General features: G+C 57.6%; 26 protein-coding genes. 14 read left to right on the forward strand and 12 right to left on the reverse strand.

The genetic code is table 11. The features are described 5' to 3' along the window. Positions 1 to 53 precede the first annotated feature (53 nt). The 6 genes from infC to RA27_RS04295 all read right to left on the reverse strand — a co-directional run bounded on the left by infC (position 54) and on the right by RA27_RS04295 (position 4,902). Positions 54 to 602, reverse strand: a complete 549-nt coding sequence (infC, locus tag RA27_RS04270) for a translation initiation factor IF-3 (RefSeq protein ID WP_082025024.1) — start codon at positions 600 to 602, stop codon at positions 54 to 56. A gap of 158 nt (positions 603 to 760) precedes the next feature. Further along, a complete protein-coding gene (locus tag RA27_RS04275) occupies positions 761 to 1,594 on the reverse strand; it encodes a ferredoxin--NADP reductase (protein ID WP_039535267.1) in 834 nt (277 codons plus the stop codon). Between the two features lie 107 nt (positions 1,595 to 1,701). Continuing rightward, positions 1,702 to 2,109, reverse strand: a complete 408-nt coding sequence (locus RA27_RS04280; protein ID WP_039535268.1) for a DUF934 domain-containing protein — start codon at positions 2,107 to 2,109, stop codon at positions 1,702 to 1,704. Further along, positions 2,106 to 2,867, reverse strand: a complete 762-nt coding sequence (locus RA27_RS04285) for a phosphoadenylyl-sulfate reductase (protein WP_039535270.1) — start codon at positions 2,865 to 2,867, stop codon at positions 2,106 to 2,108. The genes RA27_RS04280 and RA27_RS04285 overlap by 4 nt, the downstream gene beginning before the upstream one ends. Then, entirely contained in the window at positions 2,857 to 4,521 is a 1,665-nt protein-coding gene (locus RA27_RS04290) for a nitrite/sulfite reductase (protein ID WP_039535272.1), read from the reverse strand. The genes RA27_RS04285 and RA27_RS04290 overlap by 11 nt, the downstream gene beginning before the upstream one ends. A gap of 66 nt (positions 4,522 to 4,587) precedes the next feature. Further along, entirely contained in the window at positions 4,588 to 4,902 is a 315-nt protein-coding gene (locus RA27_RS04295) for a DUF2849 domain-containing protein (protein WP_039535274.1), read from the reverse strand. Between the two features lie 245 nt (positions 4,903 to 5,147). Between RA27_RS04295 and RA27_RS04300 the strand changes: the two genes are divergently transcribed. Beyond that, positions 5,148 to 5,627, forward strand: a complete 480-nt coding sequence (locus tag RA27_RS04300) for an Lrp/AsnC family transcriptional regulator (RefSeq protein WP_039535276.1) — start codon at positions 5,148 to 5,150, stop codon at positions 5,625 to 5,627. Between the two features lie 76 nt (positions 5,628 to 5,703). Here RA27_RS04300 and RA27_RS04305 read toward each other — a convergent pair whose 3' ends face one another. Further along, positions 5,704 to 6,885 (reverse strand): cytochrome P450, encoded by a 1,182-nt coding sequence (locus RA27_RS04305; protein WP_039536968.1) that lies wholly within the window; start codon positions 6,883 to 6,885, stop codon positions 5,704 to 5,706. 47 nt (positions 6,886 to 6,932) lie between these two features. Here RA27_RS04305 and RA27_RS04310 point away from each other — a divergent pair, with 47 nt between their 5' ends. The 7 genes from RA27_RS04310 (at position 6,933) to RA27_RS04340 (ending at position 14,415) form a co-directional block, all read left to right on the forward strand. Next, positions 6,933 to 8,666 carry an ATP-binding protein gene (locus RA27_RS04310; RefSeq protein ID WP_039535278.1) on the forward strand — a complete coding sequence of 578 codons (1,734 nt, stop codon included), beginning with the start codon at positions 6,933 to 6,935 and terminating at the stop codon, positions 8,664 to 8,666. Beyond that, positions 8,663 to 9,892: a sigma-54 dependent transcriptional regulator gene (locus RA27_RS04315; protein WP_039535280.1), complete on the forward strand. Its 1,230-nt coding sequence runs from the start codon at positions 8,663 to 8,665 to the stop codon at positions 9,890 to 9,892. The genes RA27_RS04310 and RA27_RS04315 overlap by 4 nt, the downstream gene beginning before the upstream one ends. A 370-nt stretch (positions 9,893 to 10,262) precedes the next feature. Further along, complete coding sequence (locus RA27_RS04320; protein WP_039535282.1) at positions 10,263 to 11,264, forward strand: DctP family TRAP transporter solute-binding subunit; 1,002 nt, start codon at positions 10,263 to 10,265, stop codon at positions 11,262 to 11,264. 116 nt (positions 11,265 to 11,380) lie between these two features. Beyond that, the gene (locus RA27_RS04325) at positions 11,381 to 12,058 is read left to right on the forward strand and encodes a TRAP transporter small permease (protein ID WP_039535284.1); all 678 of its coding nucleotides are present in this window, start codon (positions 11,381 to 11,383) and stop codon (positions 12,056 to 12,058) included. Next, entirely contained in the window at positions 12,058 to 13,434 is a 1,377-nt protein-coding gene (locus tag RA27_RS04330) for a TRAP transporter large permease (protein WP_039535285.1), read from the forward strand. Before RA27_RS04325 ends, RA27_RS04330 begins: the two co-directional genes overlap by 1 nt. Positions 13,435 to 13,591: 157 nt before the next feature. Next, entirely contained in the window at positions 13,592 to 13,903 is a 312-nt protein-coding gene (locus RA27_RS04335) for a multidrug efflux SMR transporter (protein WP_039535287.1), read from the forward strand. Between the two features lie 65 nt (positions 13,904 to 13,968). After that, on the forward strand, positions 13,969 to 14,415 hold the full coding sequence (locus tag RA27_RS04340; protein ID WP_039535290.1) for a nucleoside deaminase: 447 nt from the start codon (positions 13,969 to 13,971) through the stop codon (positions 14,413 to 14,415). Between the two features lie 11 nt (positions 14,416 to 14,426). On the opposite strand, the gene tpiA is transcribed toward RA27_RS04340, so the two are convergent. Further along, on the reverse strand, positions 14,427 to 15,176 hold the full coding sequence (tpiA, locus tag RA27_RS04345; protein WP_039535291.1) for a triose-phosphate isomerase: 750 nt from the start codon (positions 15,174 to 15,176) through the stop codon (positions 14,427 to 14,429). Between the two features lie 121 nt (positions 15,177 to 15,297). Here tpiA and RA27_RS04350 point away from each other — a divergent pair, with 121 nt between their 5' ends. Continuing rightward, on the forward strand, positions 15,298 to 16,212 hold the full coding sequence (locus tag RA27_RS04350; protein ID WP_039535293.1) for a 2-oxoglutarate and iron-dependent oxygenase domain-containing protein: 915 nt from the start codon (positions 15,298 to 15,300) through the stop codon (positions 16,210 to 16,212). On the opposite strand, the gene RA27_RS04355 is transcribed toward RA27_RS04350, so the two are convergent. Continuing rightward, complete coding sequence (locus RA27_RS04355) at positions 16,209 to 16,574, reverse strand: iron-sulfur cluster assembly accessory protein (protein WP_039535295.1); 366 nt, start codon at positions 16,572 to 16,574, stop codon at positions 16,209 to 16,211. The genes RA27_RS04350 and RA27_RS04355 overlap by 4 nt on opposite strands. A gap of 174 nt (positions 16,575 to 16,748) precedes the next feature. Here RA27_RS04355 and RA27_RS04360 point away from each other — a divergent pair, with 174 nt between their 5' ends. Next, positions 16,749 to 17,081 carry a hypothetical protein gene (locus tag RA27_RS04360; protein ID WP_039535297.1) on the forward strand — a complete coding sequence of 111 codons (333 nt, stop codon included), beginning with the start codon at positions 16,749 to 16,751 and terminating at the stop codon, positions 17,079 to 17,081. Between the two features lie 224 nt (positions 17,082 to 17,305). Here the strand turns inward: RA27_RS04360 and RA27_RS04365 are convergent, their stop codons facing one another. The 3 genes from RA27_RS04365 to RA27_RS04375 all read right to left on the reverse strand — a co-directional run bounded on the left by RA27_RS04365 (position 17,306) and on the right by RA27_RS04375 (position 18,932). Beyond that, on the reverse strand, positions 17,306 to 17,668 hold the full coding sequence (locus RA27_RS04365) for an SUF system Fe-S cluster assembly protein (protein ID WP_039535299.1): 363 nt from the start codon (positions 17,666 to 17,668) through the stop codon (positions 17,306 to 17,308). 95 nt (positions 17,669 to 17,763) lie between these two features. Continuing rightward, positions 17,764 to 18,042, reverse strand: a complete 279-nt coding sequence (locus tag RA27_RS04370; protein WP_039535301.1) for a hypothetical protein — start codon at positions 18,040 to 18,042, stop codon at positions 17,764 to 17,766. Then, positions 18,042 to 18,932, reverse strand: a complete 891-nt coding sequence (locus RA27_RS04375) for an SPFH domain-containing protein (RefSeq protein WP_039535304.1) — start codon at positions 18,930 to 18,932, stop codon at positions 18,042 to 18,044. The genes RA27_RS04370 and RA27_RS04375 overlap by 1 nt, the downstream gene beginning before the upstream one ends. A 174-nt stretch (positions 18,933 to 19,106) precedes the next feature. Between RA27_RS04375 and RA27_RS04380 the strand changes: the two genes are divergently transcribed. From RA27_RS04380 to lon, 4 genes are all read left to right on the forward strand, one after another. Beyond that, positions 19,107 to 20,018 carry a nucleoside hydrolase gene (locus tag RA27_RS04380; RefSeq protein ID WP_039535305.1) on the forward strand — a complete coding sequence of 304 codons (912 nt, stop codon included), beginning with the start codon at positions 19,107 to 19,109 and terminating at the stop codon, positions 20,016 to 20,018. Positions 20,019 to 20,081: 63 nt separating this feature from the next. Then, complete coding sequence (tgt, locus tag RA27_RS04385; RefSeq protein WP_039535307.1) at positions 20,082 to 21,212, forward strand: tRNA guanosine(34) transglycosylase Tgt; 1,131 nt, start codon at positions 20,082 to 20,084, stop codon at positions 21,210 to 21,212. A gap of 94 nt (positions 21,213 to 21,306) precedes the next feature. After that, positions 21,307 to 21,717 (forward strand): DUF6636 domain-containing protein, encoded by a 411-nt coding sequence (locus tag RA27_RS23500; protein WP_082025025.1) that lies wholly within the window; start codon positions 21,307 to 21,309, stop codon positions 21,715 to 21,717. A gap of 234 nt (positions 21,718 to 21,951) precedes the next feature. Beyond that, on the forward strand, positions 21,952 to 24,360 hold the full coding sequence (gene lon / locus RA27_RS04395; RefSeq protein ID WP_039535310.1) for an endopeptidase La: 2,409 nt from the start codon (positions 21,952 to 21,954) through the stop codon (positions 24,358 to 24,360). Positions 24,361 to 24,378: the final 18 nt, after the last annotated feature.

The raw sequence follows: 24,378 nt of genomic DNA on the forward strand, positions 1-24,378 counted from the left end.
AAAAAAGCCCCTTCGATGACGGAGGGGCTTTTGTCATTCTATCACAAGAGCGCTTACTTCTGTGGAAGCGGGCCGATCATCATGATCATTTGACGGCCTTCCATCTTGGGCATGTTCTCAATCTTGCCCAGATCCTTGACGTCTTCGGCCACACGCTCCAGCAGCTCACGCCCCAGATTCTGGTGTGCCATTTCGCGGCCGCGGAAACGCAGGGTGACTTTGACCTTGTCGCCGTTTTCAAGAAACTTGAACACGTTGCGCATCTTGACGTCATAGTCATGCGTATCGGTGTTGGGCCGGAACTTGACCTCTTTCACCTCGATGATCTTTTGCTTCTTGCGGGCTTCGCTTTCGCGTTTCTGCTGTTCGTACTTGAACTTGCCGAAATCCATGATTTTGCAGACCGGCGGGTTCGCGTTGGGTGAAATCTCAACCAGGTCGAGGCCGGCATCGGCAGCCATCTGCATGGCTTTCGCGGGATGAACCACCCCGACATTTTCACCTTCGGCGCCAATCAGGCGAATTTCGGGAGCACGGATCTTATCATTGACGCGCGGGCCGGTATCACGTTGTGGCGGCGCGTTGTGAGGTCTGCGAGCTATGGGTTCATTCCTTTGATGATTGCAGAATTTCGAGCCCGGAATTTAGACCGGTGCGAACGGCGTTTCAAGCGGCATAAGGGGCGAAAATCGCGAAAAACCCGTCTTTTACGGTGTGAACTGGCCGGTCAGGCCGACGAAAACCTGACCGGCCGGAAAGATCAGCCGACAAAGGCTTTTTCGATCACGAATTCTTTGGGGTCCGAGTTTGCACCCTCGCGCAGGCCGAATTCTTCAAGAATCTCTTTGATATCCAGGTTAAAGGCCAGCGAACCACAGACCATGGCGCGGTCGGTGTCTGGCTTGATGCCACCTTCGATACCCAGATCGGCGAAAACGGTGCCGTCTTTCAGCAGATCGGTAATACGACCCATCTTGGGACTCTCTTCCCGAGTGGTGGTCGGGTAATAGCGGATCTTGTCAGCAAACCCTTCGCCCATCAGTTCGGCCAGCATTTCGTCCTGACGGATGCTTTCGATCAGCTGACGGCCATATTCCAGCTCGGCGACTTCGCGGCAGGTATGAGTGATGATGACCTCGTCATAATCCTCGTAGGTCTGCGGTTCACGCAGCAGCGAGGCGAAGGGCGCAAAGCCCGTGCCGGTGGCGAAGAACCACAGACGCTTGCCGGGCAGCAGGGCGTCGTGAACCAGAGTGCCAACAGGTTTGGGCCGCAGGATAATCTGATCGCCGGGTTTGATGTGCTGCAGTTTCGAGGTCAGCGGGCCGTCCTGCACCTTGATCGAGTAGAACTCCAGTTCCTCGTCCCACGAAGGCGAGGCAATCGAATAGGCGCGCAGCAGCGGCTTGCCGTTGTCTCCCAGCAGGCCGATCATCACGAACTCGCCCGAACGAAAACGCAGTGAGGCGGGGCGCGACACTTTGAAAGAAAACAGGCTGTCGGTCCAATGCTTCACATCAGTTACGGTCTGGGCATCCGGCAGAACGGGGGCCTTTACGGCGGTGGCTTCACTCACGGGTTTCATCTCTGTCATCGTTTTCTCTGTCGGTCTGCTAAACCGACATCTCCGTTTAATCTTTGATCCAAGTCAGGAAAAGGGGCTTAGTGCCCCTTTGATGTCACAAGCTGGCGATGTCGGTCTTAGCCGCGCAGGCGGGCCTGGTAATTGTTCTCTTGCCAGTTGGCACGGGCCAGCCACTGATCCTCAGACTGGCGATTGGCCAGCGCATCGTCGATCTCAACCTCGTCAAAGCCGCATCGCCGCGCCATTGCGTACTGATCTGCCAACACATGACCCTTGGCGCGAAGTCTGCCGGTGTATCCCTTCAGGCGTAGCGTCCGGGCAATGGTAAATCCGCGCCCATCCGCGGAGGAGGGGAAATCCACCCGGACCATCTGGGCACTGCCCAATCTGTCGATTAGTTCATCCGGATCGGTGTCCGAAGCCACATCCAAGGCCACCACGTCATTTGCGGCATCTTCCAATGTGACAAAGCCATCGGTCCAGTCGTCGGGGGCAAAACCCTGATCGGTAACGATTACATTCATGTCTGTTCTCCAACGCGCACCATCTTGCCATCGACAAAATGAATGCCGCATTCTTCCTTATCTTTGTTACGCCAGCGTCCGGCGCGGGGGTCTTCGCCCTCTTTGACCGGGGATGTGCAGGGCGCACAGCCGATCGAAGGGTATCCTTTGGCCACCAGCGGATGCCGGGGCAGGTTGTTTTCTTCCATATAGGCGCGCACGTCCTCGGGTGCCCAATGGGCCAGCGGGTTGACCTTGATCCGGCCTGTGCCGTCTTCGACCTCAAAGAACTCCAACGCCGCGCGCGTGCCCGACTGAAACCGTTTGCGCCCGGTGATCCAGCCGCAATAGCCCGACAGGGCCTTTTGCAGCGGGAATGTCTTGCGCAAGTTACAGCACGCATCGGTGTCGCGCAGGCGCAAGGACCCGTATGGATCGCCACGCTGAATATCCTCGTCATCCGCACGGATGATCTGGACGTTCTTCAGGCCGAGCCGCTCGCTGACCTCATGCTGGTATTCCAGCGTCTCAGCAAACAGCATCTGCGTATCCACAAACAGCACCGGCGTCATCTTGTCGACCACCGCTGCCATGTGCAGCAGCACCACGGATTCGGCCCCGAAACTGGAGACCAGCGCCAGCCTTTCGATCTCTTCCAGCGCGCCATGCATCACATCATGGGCGCTGTGGTGGCGGAACTGGTCGTTCAGCGCGTTGACCTTTTCGGTCAATTCAGCGCGGTCAACACCCAGTTCCGTCTGGATCAGGTCAAGCGGCATTGGCCCGTGCCTCGGGGTAGAGCGCCGCCTTGAACGGTGCCATGCCTACGCGGCGATAGGTTTCCAGGAACGTTTCTTCGGCGCTGTCGCGCTGTTCCAGATAGGTTTCAACAATACGCTCGACCGCTGGAACGATCTCGTCATAGGCAAAACCCGGCCCGGTGCGGTCGCCAATAGCCGCCGTTTCGGTCGCGTCACCACCCAGCGTGATCTGGTAGTTTTCAACACCTGCGCGATCCAACCCCAGAATGCCGATATGGCCCACATGGTGGTGGCCGCAGGCGTTGATGCAGCCTGAGATCTTGATCTTCAGGTGGCCGATATCATGCTCGAGCTTAAGATCTTCAAACCGGGTCGCGATTTCCTGCGCAACCGGGATCGAACGCGCCGTGGCCAGCGCGCAGTAATCCATGCCGGGGCAGGCGATGATGTCGCTGATCAGGCCGATATTGGCGGTCGCCAGTTCGTATTCCTTCAGTTTCGCGTGGATCGCGGGTAGGTCCGACTTGTGGACATGCGGCAGGATCACGTTCTGCTCATGGCTGATGCGCAACTCGTCATAGGCGAACTCTTCGGCCAGATCGGCCATCACGCGCATCTGCTCGGCGGTCGCATCGCCCGGCGTTGCCCCATGCTTTTTGATCGAGATTGTGACGATCGCGTGGTCTGCGTTCTTGTGCGGCGCGATGTTGGTGTCGACCCACGACCGGAAGACCGGATCGTTGGTGTATGCGCTTTCGAACGACGCGACCGAACCCTGACGGAAATCGGGCGCCGCAAAGTGGCCCTTGATCTCTTCCAGCAGGTTCATATCCGCGCCTTTGAACTGCGGGCGGACCTGCAGGAAGCGCTCGTTCACCTTGGCGCGGATGGCGTCGATGCCATGTTCATGCACGGTGATCTTGATGCGGGCTTTGTACTTGTTGTCGCGGCGACCGATCTGGTTCCACACGGAAACGGTGGCCTCAAGATAGGCGAGCAGATCGTCAAAGGCGACGAACTCGGACAGCTCTTTGCCGATCATCGGCGTACGGCCCAGACCGCCACCCACGATAACGCGGGCACCCAGAACGCCGTCGCGCTCGACCAATTGCAGGCCGATGTCATGCGCCTTGATCACGGCGCGGTCATTCTCGCTGCCGGTGATGGCAATCTTGAACTTGCGCGGCATGAACTGGAATTCCGGGTGGTCGGTCGACCACTGGCGCAGCAGTTCGGCATAGGGGCGGGGATCAGCGACCTCATCCGCGGCGGCACCGGCAAAGTGGTCGGCGGTCACGTTGCGGATGGTGTTGCCAGAGGTCTGAATGGCGTGCATTCCAACCTCAGCCAGCGCGTCTAGCATATCCGGCACGTCGTTCAGTTTGGGCCAGTTGTACTGGATGTTCTGACGGGTGGTGAAATGGCCATAGCCCTTGTCCCACTTCTCGGCCAGCAGAGCCAGTTGGCGCATCTGCGCGCTGTTCAGCGTGCCGTAAGGAATGGCGACGCGCAGCATGTAGGCGTGCAATTGCAGATACAGGCCGTTCATCAGGCGCAGGGGTTTGAATTCATCCTCGGTCAGCGAACCGTCGATGCGGCGCTCAACCTGTGCGCGGAACTGTGCGTTGCGCTCTGCCAAAAATGCTGTGTCGAACTCGGAGTAGCGATACATATCTAGCTGTCCTTAGTTGCAGCCCCGGACCCGGGGCCTTGAAAGGGGAGAGAGATGGGCCAGAGATCAGGCCCGGGGCTGCGGGGAGGATTCCTGTTTGCCGTGGGCATAGTTGGACGGACCAGTCCGGCGGAAATCCTCCCGGAAGTGGGTGGGTTCGGGGCCGTTATCTCCGGCTACGGCATCGGCCAGATAGGCACCGACGATCTTGTTCGCCTGACGCGCGGCATCCAGCAGGCGCACCTGTGCGTGGGCCTCGTCCGTGATCAGCTCGGCCTCAGACAGTTCGCGCGACCAGCGGTCATCTTCGGTTTGGTAAATCACGTCGCCTTCAAGCAGGTCGTTGGCGGTGACGACTTTGGGGGTAAAAGCGCGGGCCATCAGGCAAACTCCTTATTGAAAACCGAGGCTCGTGCAGGCAGTGCACAGCCTGGGCGAAGCCGGGCCTGATAAGTGCGTGTTCTTGATTGTTTGACCTGCATCGGATCATCTCGTGGCTGAATTGACTTGAATGCCAATATAGGAAATATTCCCGCCAAATCGCCATATGCGCCAGCAAATAAGGATATATGTTCTAAGGATGGCGGCTGGTGGAACCTGCGTCCTGAATTGGAAGGAAAATTGGAATGTCGGTGCGGATAGATGACACGGATCGGAAAATTCTAGCCGAGCTGCAACGGGATGCGAGCCAGTCGCTTGACGAGATTGCAGCCCGTGTCGGGAGCTCGAAGACCCCGGTTTGGAATCGCATCCGCAAGCTGAAAGGGGCGGGGGTCATCGGTCAGCAGACCGTATTGCTGGACGCCGAGGCGCTGGGGTTCGAGGCCACGTTCTTTGTTCTGATCCGCACGTCCGAACACGAGGCGGAGTGGCAGCAGAAATTCCTGAAAGCCTTGCGGGATCGACCAGAGGTGCAGGAAGCCCATCGGCTTGCCGGTGACATTGATTACATTCTGAAAGTCAGGGTTAAGAACGCGCGTGCCTATGATGCATTTTATCAGGCGTTGATCTCGGAGGTGCGGGTGCACAACGTAACCGCATTACTCTCGATGGAAGAGATCAAATCGACCACGATGCTGCCTTTAAGATCAGCCGAAGTTGGGTGACGCAGGTTCGGGGGCTCTGCCCCCGCCGCCCAAGGGCGACTCCCCCGGGATATTTGAGGCCAGATGAAGAGCGGGGTCAGGTTTCAATCATGAGTTTGCTCAGGCCATGAAAGTGATAGCTGTCCGAATACTGCGGTTCTTCGGTAAGTATCAGGTTTGGGCATCGCTTGAACAGGGTTGGAAGCGCAATCCGCATTTCGAGGCGCGCCAGCGGGGCACCGACGCAGAAATGCAGGCCACCACCGAAGCTGGTGTTGGCCTGCATGTCCCGCATCGGCTCGAAGATATTGGGGTGGCGCCAGACAGCGGGGTCACGGTTGGCGGCCCCCAGAAGCAGCGCGACTTCGTCGCCGCGCGCGAAGCGGTGCCCGCAGATTTCGACCTCCTCATAGGCGTAACGCCTGAACATGTGTAGTGGCGGATCAAAACGCAGGATTTCTTCGACAACCTTGTCGACACTCCCGGGGTTCAGTAATTGCTGTTTCATTCCCGTGGCGAGCACTGTCTTCACGCCGTTGCCGATGGCGTGCACCGTCGCTTCGTGCCCGGCGTTGAGCAACAGGATGCAGGTTGTGATCAATTCATCCCGCGAGAGTTTCTCGCCGTCTTCTTCGGCAGCGATCAATCGGGTTATCAGATCGTCGCGCGGGTCCCTTCGGCGTATCGCGATGTAGTCTTCGAGATAGGTCGTGAAGTCTTGCGTGGCGCGGACGGCGGCGTCTTCGATCTGTCGGGTCCGGTTTGCCTGATACATTGCCACCATCGCGTGCGACCAGTGCAGCAGCTGCGGCGCCATTTGTTCAGGGACACCCAGCAGGCGGCAGATCGTGACAACAGGAACCTGCGTGCAATATGCCTGCAGCAGATCGAACGGGCGATTGGGGAATTTATCGATCAACTCGTTGCAGAGTTGTTCGGTAGACGAGGCCAGAGCGGCGATGGCGCGGGATGTGAACGCCCGCAGGACCAGAGACCGCAGCCGCGTGTGTCGGGGTGGTTCAAGTTCCAGCATCGAATGTGCCTCGACCGCAAGCCAGGGTGCAAGATGACGGGGGCCGGGTTCGGCGAGTTCCGCTGGCATTTCGCGCCCGAAGCGCCGATCGCGGAGCATCGCGTGCACCGCATTGTATGAAACGGCTGCAACCAGCCCGTAATCTTGCCAGTAAAACAGATCGCCATCTTGGCGAGCGCCGTCGTAAAACGGGTAAGGGTTCTGCACAAATGACGGTTCGGTCGGAGATTGGGACAGCGTCTTCATGCTGTGCAGACTTGCCATGGGCGGCGCTGAATGCAAGACCCTAGGGGATGCAACGGGTTTGGATCATTATCGGTTTCCTGTGTGCAGTCGGTCTGCTGTCGGCGGCTGTCTGGACTTATGGCTATCGTCAGGCCTTGTCGCAGCTGAGCGAAAAGGCTGAGGCGGATCTGGAACTTGCAGCCGACCGTCTGAGCACTCAGATGCAGGTCTATCAGGAAGTGGCTGCTCTGATGGCGGACCATCCCGCGCTGCGGGCGCTTGAGACGCGGGCGCAGCGGCAGGCGGCCCGGAGGGTGCTGCTGGACGTGACCGACAAGACGGCGGCGGTTAACGTGATGTATCTGGATGTGGACGGTCAGGTTCTGGCTGCGGCACAACCGGTCGCGCAGCATAACATGTCCGGGCATCCCGCCTTTGAGCGCGCCATGCAAGGCGCCTTGGGGAGCGCGCATGGTGTCCGGGATGCGGGTAATGATCGCATCTATTCTTATGCCGCTCCGGCCTTTGGTGAATCGGGGCAGATTCAGGGTGCTTTGATGGTCATCGCCGACGTGCAGGATGTGGAGCAAACTTGGCGTGGCAGCACAGACACGGTGTTTTTCATTGATGCAGATGGGGTCGTCTTTATTTCGAACCGTTCGGATCTGCTACTCTGGCGCCGCGCAAGCGGGCAGCAGGGGCTGATGTCGCCGGAAGGTGAGAATGTCGATTTCGCCGCGACGCGGGTTGCGGGGTTTGAGGTTTGGGAGCTTAACTGGGGTCGCTATCTCCCCCGCCGGGCCTTGCATCTGACGCTCGATCTTCCGGTGATTGCGATGACGGCAGAAATGCTGGTTGATGTGGCCCCTGCACGGCGTTTGGCGTGGTTGCAGGCGGCGGCGGTGGCGGCCATTTGCTTCGCGTTCGGCGCATTACTGTTTCTGGCCTCGGAACGGCGGCGGACGCTGGCCGACGCCAACACCGTGCTCGAAAGCCGGGTAGCGCAACGAACCCGCGCACTGACGGCGGCAAACACTGCGTTGCGCCGCGAGGTAGCCGAGCGGCAGGAGGCCGAGGCAGCGCTCAAGCAGGCTCAGGCCGATCTGGTTCAGGCCGGTAAGCTGAGCGCGTTGGGCAAGATGTCGGCGGGTATCAGCCATGAGTTGAACCAACCGCTGATGGCAATTCGGCAGTTCGCCGATAATGGCGCTGCATTTCTGGAGCGCGGCAAAGATGAAAGGGCCGGGGAAAACCTGGGGCGCATTTCGGACATGGCCGCCCGTATGGCGCGGATTATCAAGAACCTGCGCGCATTTGCCAGAAATGAAAGCGAACCGATGGGGCGGGTCGATCTGGCGCAGGTTTTGAATACCGCCACTGAGCTTGCCGAGGCGCGGCTGCGGGATGAGAGTATCGAATTGGAGTGGAGGCCGCCGCAGGAGGCGGTTTATGCATGGGGTGGAGAGGTGCGACTGGTGCAGGTTTTCGTCAACCTGATCAACAATGCCGCGGATGCCATGACCAACCGGCCAATGCGTAAGATCGCGATCAGCCTTACAGAGGGGCAGCGTATCCGTGTTTCGGTCCGGGACACTGGCCCAGGCATCGAAGATCCTGATCGTGTGTTTGAACCTTTCTACACTACGAAAACGGTTGGTTCGTCTGAAGGAATGGGCTTGGGGCTGTCGATATCCTACGGTCTGGTTCAGAGCTTTGGGGGTGATATTCGCGGCGCGAATACGGATGACGGGGCAGAATTCACGGTTGAACTGGAACCATATCGGGAGGGCGAGGCGGCATGATCCGAAAAGTGCTTTTGGTCGATGACGATGCCGCTGTGCGCGAGGCGTTGGCACAGACCCTCGAACTGGCTGAATATGAACCTGTGTCGGCTGGATCATTTGTTGCGGCGAAGGATCATATCCGGCGTGAGTTTGACGGAGTGATCATCTCGGATATCCGGATGCCGGGGCGGGACGGGTTTCATCTGTTGGCCTATGCGCGCGAGATCGATCCCGAGTTGCCAGTCATCTTGCTGACCGGTGAAGGAGACATACCGATGGCCGTACAGGCCATGGGGCAAGGGGCTTTTGATTTTCTCGAAAAACCCTGTGCTGCGGCTGATCTTCTGGCGGTTCTGGAACGCGCCTTTGCCGCACGGGTAGAGGTTCTGCATGATCGGGAGCAAAGACGCGAGCTTGAACGGGGTGATCCGGCGGCACGGATGCTGTTCGGACTGTCAGAGCAGGCAGAAACCCTGCGGGAGCGTGTCCGTAATGTGGCGCCAACGCGCGCAGAAGTTTTGGTGACCGGACCGGCCGGCAGCGGGATTTCCAAAGTGGCCGAAGTTGTTCATCTGATGTCTCCGGTCGGGCAGGGGCCGTTTGTCAAACGTCCGGCATCCAGCCTCCAGCCAGAGGATTTGCTGCGCGTTTGTGAGGATGCGGCGGGCGGATCTTTGTTTCTGGATGAGGTTTCGGCGATGGCGGACACCACGCAGTACGCCGCGCTGGAACTGATCGAACAGGGGACAGAGGCACGCATTATCGCGGGAACTACCGCCGATCTGTCGGCGCTTTCCGCGCAGGGGCAGTTCAATGCGGATCTTTTCTATCGTCTGGATGTCATGCGGGTGCGCATTCCTGCGCTTTCAGAACGCCCCGAAGACATTCCCGTCATTTTCCGACGCTACGTGGCGCAAGCGGCGGAACAAGCCGGTATCGCCGAGCCTGAGGTTACACCGGATCACCTCGCCGCGCTGATGGCTCAGGATTGGCCCGGAAATGCCCGATCTTTGATGTCTGCAGCCATGAGGTTCGTACTGGGAATGCCGGAAGAGGTGGCGCAGGCATCGGATCAGGGCCTGAGCGAACAACTGGCGCGGGTTGAGCGGTCTCTTCTGATCGCAGCGCTGGGACGCCACAATGGCAAAGCCGCTGAGGCGGCAAAGGCGTTGAAGCTGCCGCGCAAGACGTTCTACGATAAGCTGGCCCGCTATCACATTCGACCCGAAGACTATCGGCGCTAACGAATTGCTCCCGCCCGTTTTGCCGGTATTTGCATACCGTCAGAACCGTTGGGCTGGGCAGCCTGCCCAGGCAGGCTGCGGTTATGTGTTGTCTGACAGGAGCGATTCGTCCGAGGCGATTCGAATTTTGTGCGGAAACCCGCACATGGCGATGTTTGTCTGTGCGGATATTCGCACAACAGATCGTCAGCCTGCGTGGCGGCTTGCGCCTTGAATCATTTAATATTTTGAAAAAAATAGGAAATTTCAATTTCACTCAGCGAGTGAACAAAATGTTGAGAGTGAAGTGCCGATTCGGTTCACTCCGCATCATACGGCGCTGATCCCGCGCCCGATGGAAGTTTTAGTGAAGTCTGGGAGGAAATGACTGATGAAATTCCTGGCAACAGCCGCGACTGCGCTTGCGCTTACTGTCACCGCCACGGCCGGCATGGCCGCCTGTGATGATGGCGAGATTGTCGTCAAGTTCGCGCATGTGACGAACACTGACAAGCACCCCAAAGGCATCGCCGCCTCGCTGTTGGAGCAGCGCGTCAACGATGAGATGAACGGTGTGATGTGCATGGAGGTTTATCCGAACTCGACCCTCTATAATGATGACAAAGTGCTGGAGGCGATGCTGCAGGGCGACGTGCAGCTGGCCGCGCCGTCGCTGTCGAAGTTCGAAAAGTTCACCAAGCAGTTCCGTCTGTTCGACTTGCCCTTCATGTTCAAGAACATCGATGCAGTGGATGCGTTCCAGGCTTCGGCGGACGGTCAGGCGATGAAGGACAGTATGCAGCGCCGTGGCCTGCAGGGGCTGGCGTTTTGGCATAACGGCATGAAGCAGATGTCCGCGAATAAGCCGTTGGAAGATCCTTCGGATGCGAATGGCCTGAAGTTCCGCGTTCAGTCGTCGGACGTTCTGGTCGCTCAGATGGAAGCCATCGGTGGCAGCCCACAGAAAATGGCGTTCTCGGAAGTGTACGGCGCGCTGCAACAGGGCGTTGTGGACGGGCAGGAAAACACCTGGTCGAACATTTACGGCAAGAAGTTCTTCGAGGTACAGGACGGGATCACAGAGACCAACCACGGCATCATCGATTATCTGGTCGTGACCTCGGTTGACTGGCTCGACAGCCTTGATCCCGAAGTGCGCGATCAGTTCCTGACGATTCTCGCCGAAGTGACCGAGACCCGTAACAAGGAAGCCTTCACCGTGAATGAAGCCGCGAAAGCATCGATTACAGATGCAGGCGGTATCATTCGGGAACTGAACCCCGAGCAGCGCCAGGCCTGGGTCGATGCGATGAAGCCCGTTTGGGACAAGTTCGCCGGTGACGTCGGTCAGGACAAGATCGACGCCGCACAGGCGATCAACGCCGGGTTCTGATCCCGGTTCAGGCCGCGCGTCCGGGGACTGGGGAGTTATGGACGCGCAGGCTGGGCGGGCCTTGATGGCCCGCCACACTCCCTCCACTCTCATCACAAAAATGCGGGGACAGAGAGATGTCTGGTGCGAAACCCGGCCAAGGCGGGCTGGTCGACCATATCGAAGAAACCATGATTGCGTGCCTTTTGGGTCTGATGACGATTGTCACCTTCGCCAATGTGATTGCGCGGTTCGTGTTTAACTCCAACATTCTTTGGGCGCTGGAACTGACGGTATTCACCTTTGGTTGGTTGGTACTTCTGGGTGCATCTTATGCCGTAAAGAAGCACGCGCATCTGGGTGTTGATGCGATCCTGAACATGCTGGCCCCAGCGCCGCGCCGGATACTGGCATTGGTGGCGGTGGCCTGTTGTCTGGTGTTCTCGTTGCTGTTGCTCAAGGGGTCATATGACTATTGGGCGGTGTTTGCCGACTTGCCGCCGACCTCGGGCCGGTGGTTCCCGACCGGCTTCGATACCGGCGCCCGCAGCCAGAGCTTCTATGAAGTCGACGACATCCCCATGATCGCGCCGCTGCGGTTTCTGGAAGACCTGATCAATTATGGCGAGGGGTATGAAAAGCTGCCCAAAGTTGTGCCTTATCTGGTTTTGCCCGTTTCAATGCTGCTGTTGGTGATCCGGTTCGTGCAGGCCGGGCTTCAGATATGGCGCGGCGAGGCCGACCGCATCGTAGCCAGCCACGAAGTTGAGGACGAAATCGAAGAAGTCCGCGCGCAGCAGGGAGAGCATGACTGATGGATGTTGTACTTCTCTTTTCGATGGTGGTTGGTCTTCTGCTGATCGGCGTACCGATTGCCGTGGCTCTGGGCCTCAGCTCGACCTTGTTCCTGCTAATCTATTCTGACAGCTCGCTGGCTTCGGTTGCGGGTACCTTGTTCGAGGCGTTTGAAGGGCATTTTACTCTGCTTGCGATCCCGTTCTTCATCCTGGCTTCGTCCTTCATGACGACGGGCGGGGTGGCGCGGCGCATCATCCGGTTCTCGATTGCCTGCGTAGGGCATTTGCCCGGTGGTCTGGCAATTGCTGGCGTGTTTGCGTGTATGCTGTTCGCCGCGTTGTCGGGATCGTCTCCGGCGACGGTGGTGGCCATCGGATCTATCGTCATCGCAGGGATGCGTCAGGTCGGGTATTCCAAGGAATTCGCCGCCGGTGTGATCTGTAACGCGGGTACTCTGGGCATCCTGATTCCGCCGTCTATCGTGATGGTCGTCTATGCGGCAGCCGTTGAGGTTTCGGTCGGACGCATGTTCCTTGCAGGCGTCATTCCAGGTCTGCTGGCGGGGCTTATGCTTATGGTCACGATCTACGTCATGGCCAAGGTCAAGAACCTGCCCAAAGGAGACTGGAAAGGCTGGGGTGAGGTATTCACCTCGGCGCGAGAAGCCGGCTGGGGCCTGTTCCTGATTGTCATCATTCTGGGCGGTATCTACGGCGGTATCTTTACCCCGACCGAAGCCGCAGCCGTTGCAGCTGTCTATGCGTTCTTCATCGCCAGCTTTGTTTACAAGGATATGGGACCGCTCAGCACGGAAGGGGAAGCGAAGAACATCTCTTTGCTGAAAAAGCCCTATGCACTGATCACGGCATTTGTTCACCCCGATACCAAGCACACTTTGTTCGAGGCTGGAAAGCTCACCGTAACTCTGCTGTTTGTCATCGCTAATGCGTTGATTTTGAAGCATGTTTTGACGGATGAGCAAGTTCCGCAGCATATCGCGAGCGCGATGTTGTCGGCAGGTCTGGGTCCGGTGACATTCCTGATCGTCGTGAACGTGATCCTACTGATTGGCGGCCAGTTCATGGAGCCCTCAGGCCTGCTGGTCATCGTCGCGCCTCTGGTGTTTCCAATCGCGATTGAGCTGGGCATTGACCCGATTCATCTGGGCATCATCATGGTGGTGAATATGGAGATCGGCATGATTACACCTCCGGTTGGTCTGAACCTGTTCGTGACCTCGGGCGTGGCGGGGATGCCGATGATGGGTGTTGTACGGGCGGCGCTGCCGTTTCTTGCAGTGCTCTTCGTGTTTCTGATCATGGTGACGTATATCCCCTGGATATCGACGTTCCTGCCAAATACGTTCATGGGACCGGAAATCATTACCAATTAGACCGAATATACCGAGCGGTCGAACCGGGCGGCGAAATCCGCCCGGTTTTTTGTGACTTGAAACCGGGGTTTGAGTGCATATCTGCCTTACAGAGGACGACCTCACCATCATGGATGAACGTTCGGGACGACCCGAACTCAGATCGTGAGGTGTTCTTATGCCCTGGATATTACTGTTGTCGGCTGGCCTGCTTGAAATTGTATGGGCCGTTGCGATGAAGCAAACCGCAGGCTTCACGCGGTTGTGGCCCACTGCGATCATGGGCGTTGCGATGATCGGGTCCTTCGGCTTGCTTGCAATGGCCATGCGGGACCTGCCGCTTGGCACGGCCTATACCATCTGGACCGGGATCGGCGCCGTCGGAGCGTTTACCGTGGGCATCCTGTTTCTGGGTGAAGCGCTGACGCCGATGCGGATCTTCGCAGCAATTCTGATCGTATCCGGTCTTGTTGTGATGAAGTTGGCCTGATCGTTGACGCACCAATCGGCATCGGGCAGCTTGGCGAAATATGACTGATCAGAGGATACCTGCTCATGCTTTCTGACACTGATACTCGCCTGTTGCGCGTTGCCTATGATGAGGCGAAGGCGGGGTTTGATGAAGGCGGCTGCCCGATCGGTTCGGTTCTCGCAAGACATGGTGAGATCGTTGCGCAGGGGCGCAACCAACGCGTGCAGCGCGGCGATCCGATTGCGCATGGCGAAATGGATGCGCTGCGCAAAGCAGGGCGGCAGAAAACCTATCGCGACACGGTGCTCTACACCTCTTTGTCACCTTGTATGATGTGCGCGGGCACGATCGTTCAGTTCGGAATTCCCCGAGTCGTGATCGGGGATGTGCAGAACTTTGGCGGCAACGAAGAGTTTCTGCGCAAGCGTGGGGTCGACGTCGTGATCGCCAATGACGCCGACTGCATCGCGCTTATGAAACGTTTTATCGAGGAAAAGCCCGCGCTTTGGGCAGAGGATATTGCCGAGTAGCTTTATTCCCCTCAGGCGTTCTCAAGCGCGCGGATAATGCCCGAGAAATCTTCGGCTTTCAGGCTGGCGCCACCCACGAGTGCGCCATCAACATTTGAAACGGCGAAAATCTCGGCCGCATTTCCGGGCTTCACCGACCCGCCGTAAAGCAGACGGACCGAGCGCCCGACGCCTTCACCAAACCGCCGCTCAAGCCGGGCGCGGATGAAATCGTGGACCTCGCCAATTTCCTCCAGCGTGGGAACTTTGCCAGTCCCGATCGCCCAGATCGGTTCATAGGCTACAATCAGGTTTTCGCCGGTCGCCTGATCCGGGATAGAACCCGACATCTGGCCGCCAATGATGTCCAGGGTGTTGGCGGCCTCACGCTGTTCAAGGCTTTCGCCAACGCAGATGATCGCCTTCAGGCCTGCATCCATGGCGGTGCGGGCTTTGGCGCGAATGTCATCGTTCTGTTCGCCGTGGTCTTCCCGGCGCTCCGAATGTCCCAGGATCACCGCGTTCGCACCTGCGTCCAGAAGCATCTGGGCGCTCAGGTCTCCGGTATGGGCGCCTGAAACCGCCGCATGGCAATCCTGCCCGCCAACCGTGAGGCCCGAATCTTTGACCGTGGCGGATGCGCGATGCAGCAGTGTTGCCGGGGGGCAGATGAGAATTTCAACGGGGGATGTCGGGTATGACGCGCTCAGCGCTTCAAGCTCGCTCAGCGCGGCGCCGGTTCCGTTCATTTTCCAGTTGCCTGCCGCTAACTTGCGCCGCATTGCCATCCCTCCGGTTTTGTGCGTTGTGCATCCCGGATATCACCCGCAGGCAGGGCTGACAATTCCGGTTGCAGACAACGAAATGTGCAGACACATTGCGCACGAAAATTCTGAGGACGGCATGATAGAAAATCTAGACCTCGCCAAGCTGGATCAACGCGATCCGGCAGAGATGGAAAAGCTGAGAAACGCCGTTGGCCAGGTCGGGTTTCTGACGGTTTCCAATACTGGGCTCGGTGCTGATCGCGTGCGACGGGTGATCGCTTCTTATCGCTCGTTTTTTCGCCAGCCCGACGAGATCAAACAGAGTGTCGACATGGCCGCGACCGGAGCCAATCGGGGCTGGGGCGCTTCGCGTTCAGAGCAAGTCGATCCCAAGGCGAACCCGGATTACAAGGAAGTCTTTGATTGCGGTTTCGAACTGCGGCCCGATAATCCCTATGCCAATCGCGGGCTGAGTGTGTACGCGCCAAATCTCTGGCCGGACAACGATGTTGCGTTTCGGACAACCATCCAAAGCTACTATTCGGATGCATGTGGTGTTGCGATGCGGGTTTTGCGCGCCATTGCCGTTGCGATAGGTCGGGAGGCGAACAGTTTTGATGCCGCCTTCGACACGCCCATGGCGTTGCTGCGTGGAAACTTCTATCCACAACGCCCTGATTGGGCAGGGGAAAACGATTTCGGCATCGGCGCGCACACCGACTATGGGTGTCTGACCTTGCTGGCCACCGATGGCACGCCGGGCCTTGAGGTCCGTATGCCCGGCGGTGATTGGGAGGCGGTAGAGGCCGCGCCGGGGCAGTTCATCATCAATTTCGGCGAGATGCTGGAATTCTGGACCGCCGGAGAAGTCAAGGCGACAGAGCACAGGGTCAAGGGCAGCTCATCAGAGCGGATTTCGGTGCCGCTGTTCTTCAATCCCTCGTACGATACCAATGTCGCACCTCCGGAGTCAGGCACGACGATCCGCGCCGGAGAACATCTGACGCGGCGGTTCAACGAGACTTACGTGCACTTGCAGGCTGCGTCTTAGCGTTCGGTCGCCAAGGTTTCGTCAAACTTGATCGATTCACCGCAGCCGCAGGCATCGACTACATTGGGGTTGCGGAACTTGAAGCCGGATTCCAGCAGCGAGATCTCATAGTCGATCTCGGTCCCGAACAGGAACATCTGCGCCATAGGGGCGATCATCACCCGTGCACCGTCCTGTTCGACAACCTCATCGTTCGGGTCGGCGTCATCGACATAGTCCATGGTATATTCCATACCTGCACAGCCGCCTTTTTTGACGCCTATACGCAGTCCGGCATGACCGCCGGATTTCATAAGCCGAACAATCTGTTCGGCAGCTTTTGGTGTCATGGTTACGGCTTGTTTGCCGGGAATGCCAAACATAGTGGGCTCCGTTTTCGCGCGTTATGCCTAATCTAAGGCCGACGCGTGCCGTGCTCAAGGGAGGGGCGATACAAATCCAGCGGATGTGACGGGTTGATCGGCGAGGTGGGATGGCATTAGCGTGCAGGACATGGTCGGAGTGCTTGGCAATAGTTCTGAAAGAGGCTTAGAGACATGGCAATAAAGGCAAAGCAGATGTTTGGTCGAAGCATATCGATTGGGTTGGTTTGTGTTGCGTTGAGCTACCCGGCAAACGCCGCAGACAGCGACAAACGGCATCCGGTGAACTGCGCCACCGCTCCGGGAGACTTGCGAGCAATCGCTGCAGAAAAGAAGCACGCCGAGGATCAGCAGGTCGAAAGTGTTGTATCGATTCTGCCGGCGGGTGCCTTGTTGGGGTTGGTTACCGGGACGGAAGACAAGCATCTGAAGATGCTTTCGGGCGACTACATCAAGCAGTTGGATGCAAGAGCGGCTGAAATCAAATCGACTTGCGGAATCAGCTAGAGCCAGTCGACGGGAAAAGACCGCCCTCGGGCAAGGGCGGTCAGGGACCGGGACAGGTCTTTAAGGGGACTCAGGCTGGTATCGTGGCCCGGGAGCAAGCGCAGCGGGACAGCCGGTGCCTGCGCGGCAAACATGCCAGCACTTTGTGTCGAAAAATATACGGAATGGTAACAGGCACATGACCGTTTCATGACAAACGGTAAGAGCCGGCGAACAGGTGCGTCTTACATAAACCCGAGCTCAAGGCGGGCTTCGTCCGACATCATTTCCATGCCCCAAGGGGGTTCCCAAGTCAGTTCGACATCTACTTCTTTGACCCCCGCGACGGGTTCGATCGCTTCCACGATCCAACCTGGCATCTCACCCGCGACCGGGCAGCCGGGCGCCGTCAGGGTCATGATGATTTTGACAGCATTTTCGCTGTTGATGTCGACGGTATAGATCAGGCCCAGATCATAGATATTGACTGGAATCTCAGGGTCAAAAACCGTCCGGCACGCGTCCACCACGGGTTCGTACAACGGGTGCTCGATGGTTGAAGGTGCAATCAGCGGGCTGCCTTCAAACTGTTCGCTGGGGTGAGTCATTGATGCCTCGGGTCTGTTACCTGAGAAATTATATAGGGAAACCGTCGTGCAGCGTCCAGAGGTACCGTGGCGCCCATGGCGGGCGCCAACGAAGATCAGTCATTGATGTCGTGGTTGAAGGTTTTCACCTGCCCATGAGGCAGTGCAAACATCCGCCGCAGTATCAGCCAGGAGATCAGCGACAGAACTGCGAAGATCAGCAACAGAATGGGCAAGCCCGGGGTCAGACCGGGGACCAGAAGTAGCAATCCGGTAATACCGGCCCCGATTGCAAAGCCAAGAAAGATGAACCCGGGTAGAATAACCTCGAGGATGGCCAGCACGAGGGCTCCGGCCAGCCAAATCCACCAGGTCAGCCAGAACGGATCGGCCATTATTTGCCTCCTTTCAGCATGTTGAAGGCGTTACCGAACGCCTCAAGTGCGTTGGCGGGTACCACAATCGTTTGCGAGCCGCTTCCGTTGCCCAGCGCGTTCAGGGCCTCAACCTGTTTCAGAGCCACCTGATATTGCGCCGCTTCGATGCCATTATCCTGAATGGCTTTGGCGACAACTTCGGTCGCATAGGCTTCGGCTTCGGCCTGAATGCGGCGGGCTTTGGCGGTCTGCTCGGCGGCGTACAGTTCAGCGTCAGCCTGAAGTTCGACGGCGCGCTTCTGGCCTTCTGCTTCGGTCACCTGTGCACGGCGTGCACGTTCGGCGTTCAATTGCTGCAGCATCGCATCACGGGTGGCCTGATCCAGATTTACGTCCAGAATCTCGGCGCGGGTCACTTCTATGCCCCAGTCGTCCACGGCCGTTTCGACGCTTTCCTGGATGCGTTCGATGAGCTGCGCTCGGTTTGACTGGACCTCGTCGAGGTCCATCTTACCAATCTCGGCCCGGACGATACCTGCGACGGTTGTGGCAATCGCGCCGTCTACGTCGCGGATGCGGTATACCGTCTTTTCAGGTTCAAGAATGCGATAGAAAACCGAGGTATCGATCTGCACCAGAACATTGTCTTTCGTGATCGCATCCTGAGTCGCATTAGGCAACTGACGTTCGAGAATGGATATCTTGTGGCGCGCAACATCCAGAAAGGGAACGATAAAATTGATGCCCGGCCCGAGAACCGAGTGCAGGCGGCCAAATCGTTCCACAACGTATTTCTCAGATTGTGGTACGATTTTAATGCCTTTCAGGATGACGATGACGATAAAGGCCGCCGCCAATAAATAGATGATGTTCGATGTAAGCAGTCCGATAATCTGGTCTTCTGTCATATCTGTCCTCATTTTTGTGTACTATAGTATACATTTGGGGATTGAGTCGCCCGATTTCAACTCTGGTATGGATTGAGCGGGCCGGAATGCAAATCTCTGAAACACCTGGTGAAGTGCGGAACTTCCGCGCTGTGGCTGCTTTGCATCCAGTGTTGTTTAGGGTATCGGGCGGGGATGAAACTTATAGTTGATACTGACCCCGGCATTGATGATGCGATGGCCATCGCCTATGCCGCCGCCGCACCCGATATTGAGCTCATTGGCCTGACGACTGTCTTCGGCAACACCCATGTCCATCAATCCAGCCGCAATGCGCGATTTCTGGTCGATAAGTTGGGGTTGAGTATTCCCGTCGCCGAGGGCGCGCCCTTTGCGCGCGACGAAGACAGCCACGCGCCGTCCGAGCATGTGCACGGACCGGAAGGGTTTGGAGATGTTACCGAAATCCCTCAGATTGGTGAAAACCACAGGCTGCCAGCCGCTGAGTTTCTTGTCGAAATGGCGCGCAAACATCGCGGTGAGCTTGTTGTCTGCGCCGTCGGACCACTGACCAATATCGCAGATGCGATGCGGCTGGACCCGCAATTCGCGGGCAATCTGGCGAAACTGGTTATCATGGGAGGTGCGGTATTCTGCCCTGGTAATATCACCCGACATGCCGAGGCGAATATCTATCATGATGCCAAGGCAGCGGATGAGGTTTTCGCAGCGCCGCCACAAACGGTTCTGGTCGGTTTGGATGTTACCTTGAAAACCCTCTACGAAGTCGCAGATTTCGAGGGTCTGGCGCAGCGTTCTCCTGACATGGGTGGTTTCTTACGGGACATTTCCCGGTTCTACCTGAAGTTCTACCAAGAGGTCGGCGGGCTGGAAGGATGCGGCCTGCACGATTCGACCGCCGTCATTGCCTGCACGAATGAACCGATGTTCGAGATGGTTGAAATGGGTTTGCATGTGGTGCTCGATGGACCTGAAACAGGTGCCACGCGAAGTGATCCAACGCGCCCTTCGGTGCGCGTGTGCCGGGATGTGGACGGGGCAGGGGTCGTACGTCTGTTTACCGAGCGGGTAAGCGCGCTGCCCTGATGGGTTGCATTGCACCTGCAGATCGGGCAAAGCCTGCCCGGTTCCGCGACCCGAGGCCCTAAAATGACCGATCGTTTCTCGTTTGACCTGAAAGCCACAGATGGCAAGGCCCGCACCGGCGTGATCAACACGCCACGTGGCGAAGTGCGGACACCCGCGTTTATGCCGGTTGGCACAGCGGCGACGGTGAAGGCGATGATGCCCGAAAGTGTACGGGCAACCGGGGCAGATATACTGCTGGGTAACACCTACCACCTGATGTTGCGCCCAACCGCCGAACGGATCGATCGTTTGGGTGGCCTGCACAAGTTCATGAACTGGGAACGTCCGATTCTGACCGACTCGGGCGGGTTTCAGGTGATGTCGCTTGCCGGGTTGCGCAAGCTGACCGAAAAGGGCGTGACCTTCAAATCACATATCGACGGCTCAAAGCATGAACTGACCCCTGAACGATCGATGGAGATTCAGCGCTTGCTGGGATCGGATATCGTGATGTGTTTCGACGAATGTCCGGCACTGCCTGCGGATCGCGACCGGATTGCCGAGTCGATGCGTTTGTCGATGCGTTGGGCCGAACGGTCGCGGGATGCGTTCGGAGATCGTCCGGGGTACGCATTGTTCGGCATCATGCAGGGTGGCTTGGAACAGGACCTGCGTGAAGAAAGCGCAGAGGCACTGAAACAGATCGGGTTTGAAGGCTACGCGGTCGGTGGTCTTGCCGTAGGAGAGGGGCAGGAAGCCATGTTCGATTGCCTCGACTACGCGCCCGACTATCTGCCCGCGGACAAGCCGCGCTATCTGATGGGCGTTGGTAAGCCCGATGACATCGTCGGCGCGGTCGCGCGCGGCATCGACATGATGGATTGCGTGCTTCCGTCGCGATCCGGTCGTACGGGGCAGGTTTTCACGCGTTATGGCGTGGTTAACATCAAGAATGCCCGCCACGCCGATGACCCGCGGCCGCTGGATGAACATTGCACATGTCCGGCCTGCTCAAACTATTCGCGTGCTTATCTGCATCATGTGTTTCGCTCGAACGAGATGATCTCGGGCATGTTGCTGACCTGGCATAACCTGCATTATTTTCAGGATATTATGCAGGGAATGCGGAATGCGATTGGCGAGGGCACATTTGCAGAGTGGCAATCGCAGTTCCACGCTCAACGGGAACAGGGCGATATTGAACCGCTCTAGATTGTGTCTGATGCGGTGACAAATGCCGCATTATTTGATATATTGTCCTCAGTTTATTTTAACGAATTTCATTTGTTTTGTTTAGGAGGATGAAATGCCTCGCTTTATTGTCTCTATCGTATTTGCTCTTTGTGCATCGACATCCCACGCGGATGTCTGGACCTTCGAAACCCCGTCTGAGAACATTCAGTGTGTGGTCGGGCAGGGGGCCAGTGTTTCGGACCTGTCATGCACCATAATCGAACGCAGCGGCGCGCCTGCACTGCCGCGCCCAGCGGATTGTCAGTCGGATTGGGGGCATGATTTTTTCATGACCAATACTGGCGCCGTGCGCATGTTGTGCCAACCGGTCAACCATAATCGGGACGGTTTCGACCGTGCAGACTATGGCATAACCGGAGAGTTTGGCGGGTTCATTTGCCATTCCTCGAAAAAGGGCTTGGAGTGTAGAAACGAAGTGGGTCATGGCTTCTTTTTGTCCCGAGCCAAGCAAAGGATATTTTGATCCTCACTGGGTGACTTATTACCCGCCTCAATGTTGGGTTTTGCTAAAATCGGTGGATATGTCTGCCGGATGCCTTGAAGTCCCCAAATCATCCGGTCATGCTGCATCACGACAAACGGCGATGAGGTTGAAATGGGGGAACAGGTGCCCCACCTTTATCGTCCAAGACAGGAGACAGCCAATGGTTGCCTGACACAGGGACCTGCGCCGTCTTGCCAATGATAAGGATAGAGCATGCAAGAGCCTCTGAATTCCTCATACCCCGTCCTGCCGCTGCGCGATATCGTGGTATTTCCGCATATGATCGTGCCGCTGTTCGTGGGCCGAGACAAATCGGTCCGCGCTCTGGAAGAGGTGATGCAGGATGACAAGCAAATTCTTTTGTCCAGCCAGATCGATCCTGGTGAGGACGATCCGGAAATCGACGGTATCTACCGCTCGGGCGTTCTGGCCAACGTACTGCAACTGCTGAAGCTTCCCGATGGCACCGTCAAGGTGCTGGTCGAGGGGCAGGCGCGCGTACAGATCACAGAATTTCTTGAAAACGATCAGTTTTTCGAAGCCCGCGCCGAGTATCTGACTGAGATTCCGGGCGATGTGACCACGACCGAGGCGTTGCAACGCACCGTCGCGGATGAATTCGAGCGCTATGCCAAAGTGCGCAAGAACATCCCCGAAGAGGCGCTGGCCGCAGTGGGTGAGACTACCGAGCCCGCCAAGCTGGCTGACCTGGTATCGGGTCATCTGGGCATTGAGGTCGAACAAAAGCAGGAACTTCTGGAAACCCTCAGCGTTAGCGAGCGGCTTGAAAAGGTCTATGGCCTGATGCAAGGCGAAATGTCCGTCTTGCAGGTCGAGAAAAAGATCAAAACCCGCGTCAAATCCCAGATGGAGAAGACCCAGCGCGAGTACTATCTGAATGAGCAGATGAAGGCCATTCAGAAGGAACTTGGCGATGGTGAGGATGGCAGCAACGAAGTTGCCGAGCTGGAAGCCAAGATCAACGAGACCAAGCTATCGAAAGAGGCGCGCGAGAAGGCCGAAGGTGAGCTGAAAAAGCTCAAGAACATGTCGCCCATGTCGGCCGAGGCCACTGTTGTGCGCAACTATCTGGATTGGATTCTGGCGCTGCCTTGGGGCACCAAATCCCGCGTCAAAAAGGATTTGGGCCGGGCGCAGGATATTCTGGATGCCGATCACTATGGGCTTGAGAAGGTCAAAGAGCGGATCGTCGAATACCTCGCTGTCCAGCAGCGTTCGAAAAAGCTGAAAGGCCCGATCCTGTGCCTCGTTGGCCCTCCGGGTGTTGGTAAGACCTCGCTGGGTAAGTCGGTTGCCAAAGCCACGGGGCGCGAGTTCATTCGCATCTCGCTGGGTGGCGTGCGCGACGAATCCGAGATCAGGGGCCACCGTCGGACCTATATCGGCTCGATGCCCGGTAAGATCATTCAGGCGTTGAAAAAGGCGAAAACCACGAACCCGCTCATCCTGCTCGATGAAATCGACAAGATGGGGCAGGACTTCCGTGGCGACCCGGCCTCGGCGATGCTGGAGGTGTTGGACCCGGAACAGAACAGCACGTTCATGGATCACTACCTTGAGGTCGAATATGACCTTTCGAACGTGATGTTCCTGACGACATCCAACAGCTACAACATGCCCGGGCCTCTGCTGGATCGGATGGAAATCATTCCGCTGGCCGGCTACACCGAGGACGAGAAAAGCGAGATCGCAAAGCAGCACCTGATCAGCAAACAGGTCAAGAACCACGGTCTGAAAGACAAAGAGTTCGAACTGACCGATGAGGCGCTGCAATCGATCATTCGCACCTATACCCGCGAGGCGGGGGTTCGGAACCTCGAACGCGAAATCGCCAAGGTGGCGCGGAAATCGCTGACCAAGATCATCAAGAAAGAGGCTGAAACCGTAACGGTGACGCCGGATAATCTGGATGATTTCCTTGGGGTGCCCAAGTTCCGCTACGGCCTCGCTGAACAGGGCGATCAGGTTGGTGTTGTCACCGGTCTGGCCTGGACTTCGGTCGGAGGCGACCTGCTGCATATCGAAGCTCTGAAACTGCCCGGTAAGGGGCGGATGAAGACCACAGGTAAACTCGGCGATGTGATGAAGGAATCCATCGATGCGGCGTCGTCTTACGTGCGTTCCATTTCGCCTCAGATCGGGGTGAAGCCACCGAAGTTCGACAAGATCGACATCCATGTGCACGTGCCTGATGGTGCGACGCCCAAGGATGGACCGTCTGCGGGCTTGGCGATGGTGACCTCAATCGTCTCGGTTCTGACCGGCATTCCCGTGCGCAAGGACATCGCCATGACGGGCGAGGTCTCGTTGCGTGGGAACGCGATGCCGATTGGCGGGCTCAAGGAAAAGCTGCTGGCCGCCCTTCGCGGTGGGATCAAGACCGTTCTGATCCCGGAAGAAAACGAGAAGGATCTGGCAGATATCCCGGATAACGTGAAAGATGGTCTGGAGATCATTCCGGTCAAACACGTCTCGGAAGTCCTTGAGAAAGCTCTGGTGCGTAAGCCCGAGTCTGTCGAATGGGATGAGGCCGCCGAAGAGGCTGCCGCCGCAGCTGCCAAGGCAGCTGAAAGTGCCGGGCAATCAGCAACCGCACATTGAAATTGTTGAAATAAATCA

It is taken from the genome of Ruegeria sp. ANG-R, assembly GCF_000813985.1.
GTDB lineage: Bacteria > Pseudomonadota > Alphaproteobacteria > Rhodobacterales > Rhodobacteraceae > Ruegeria.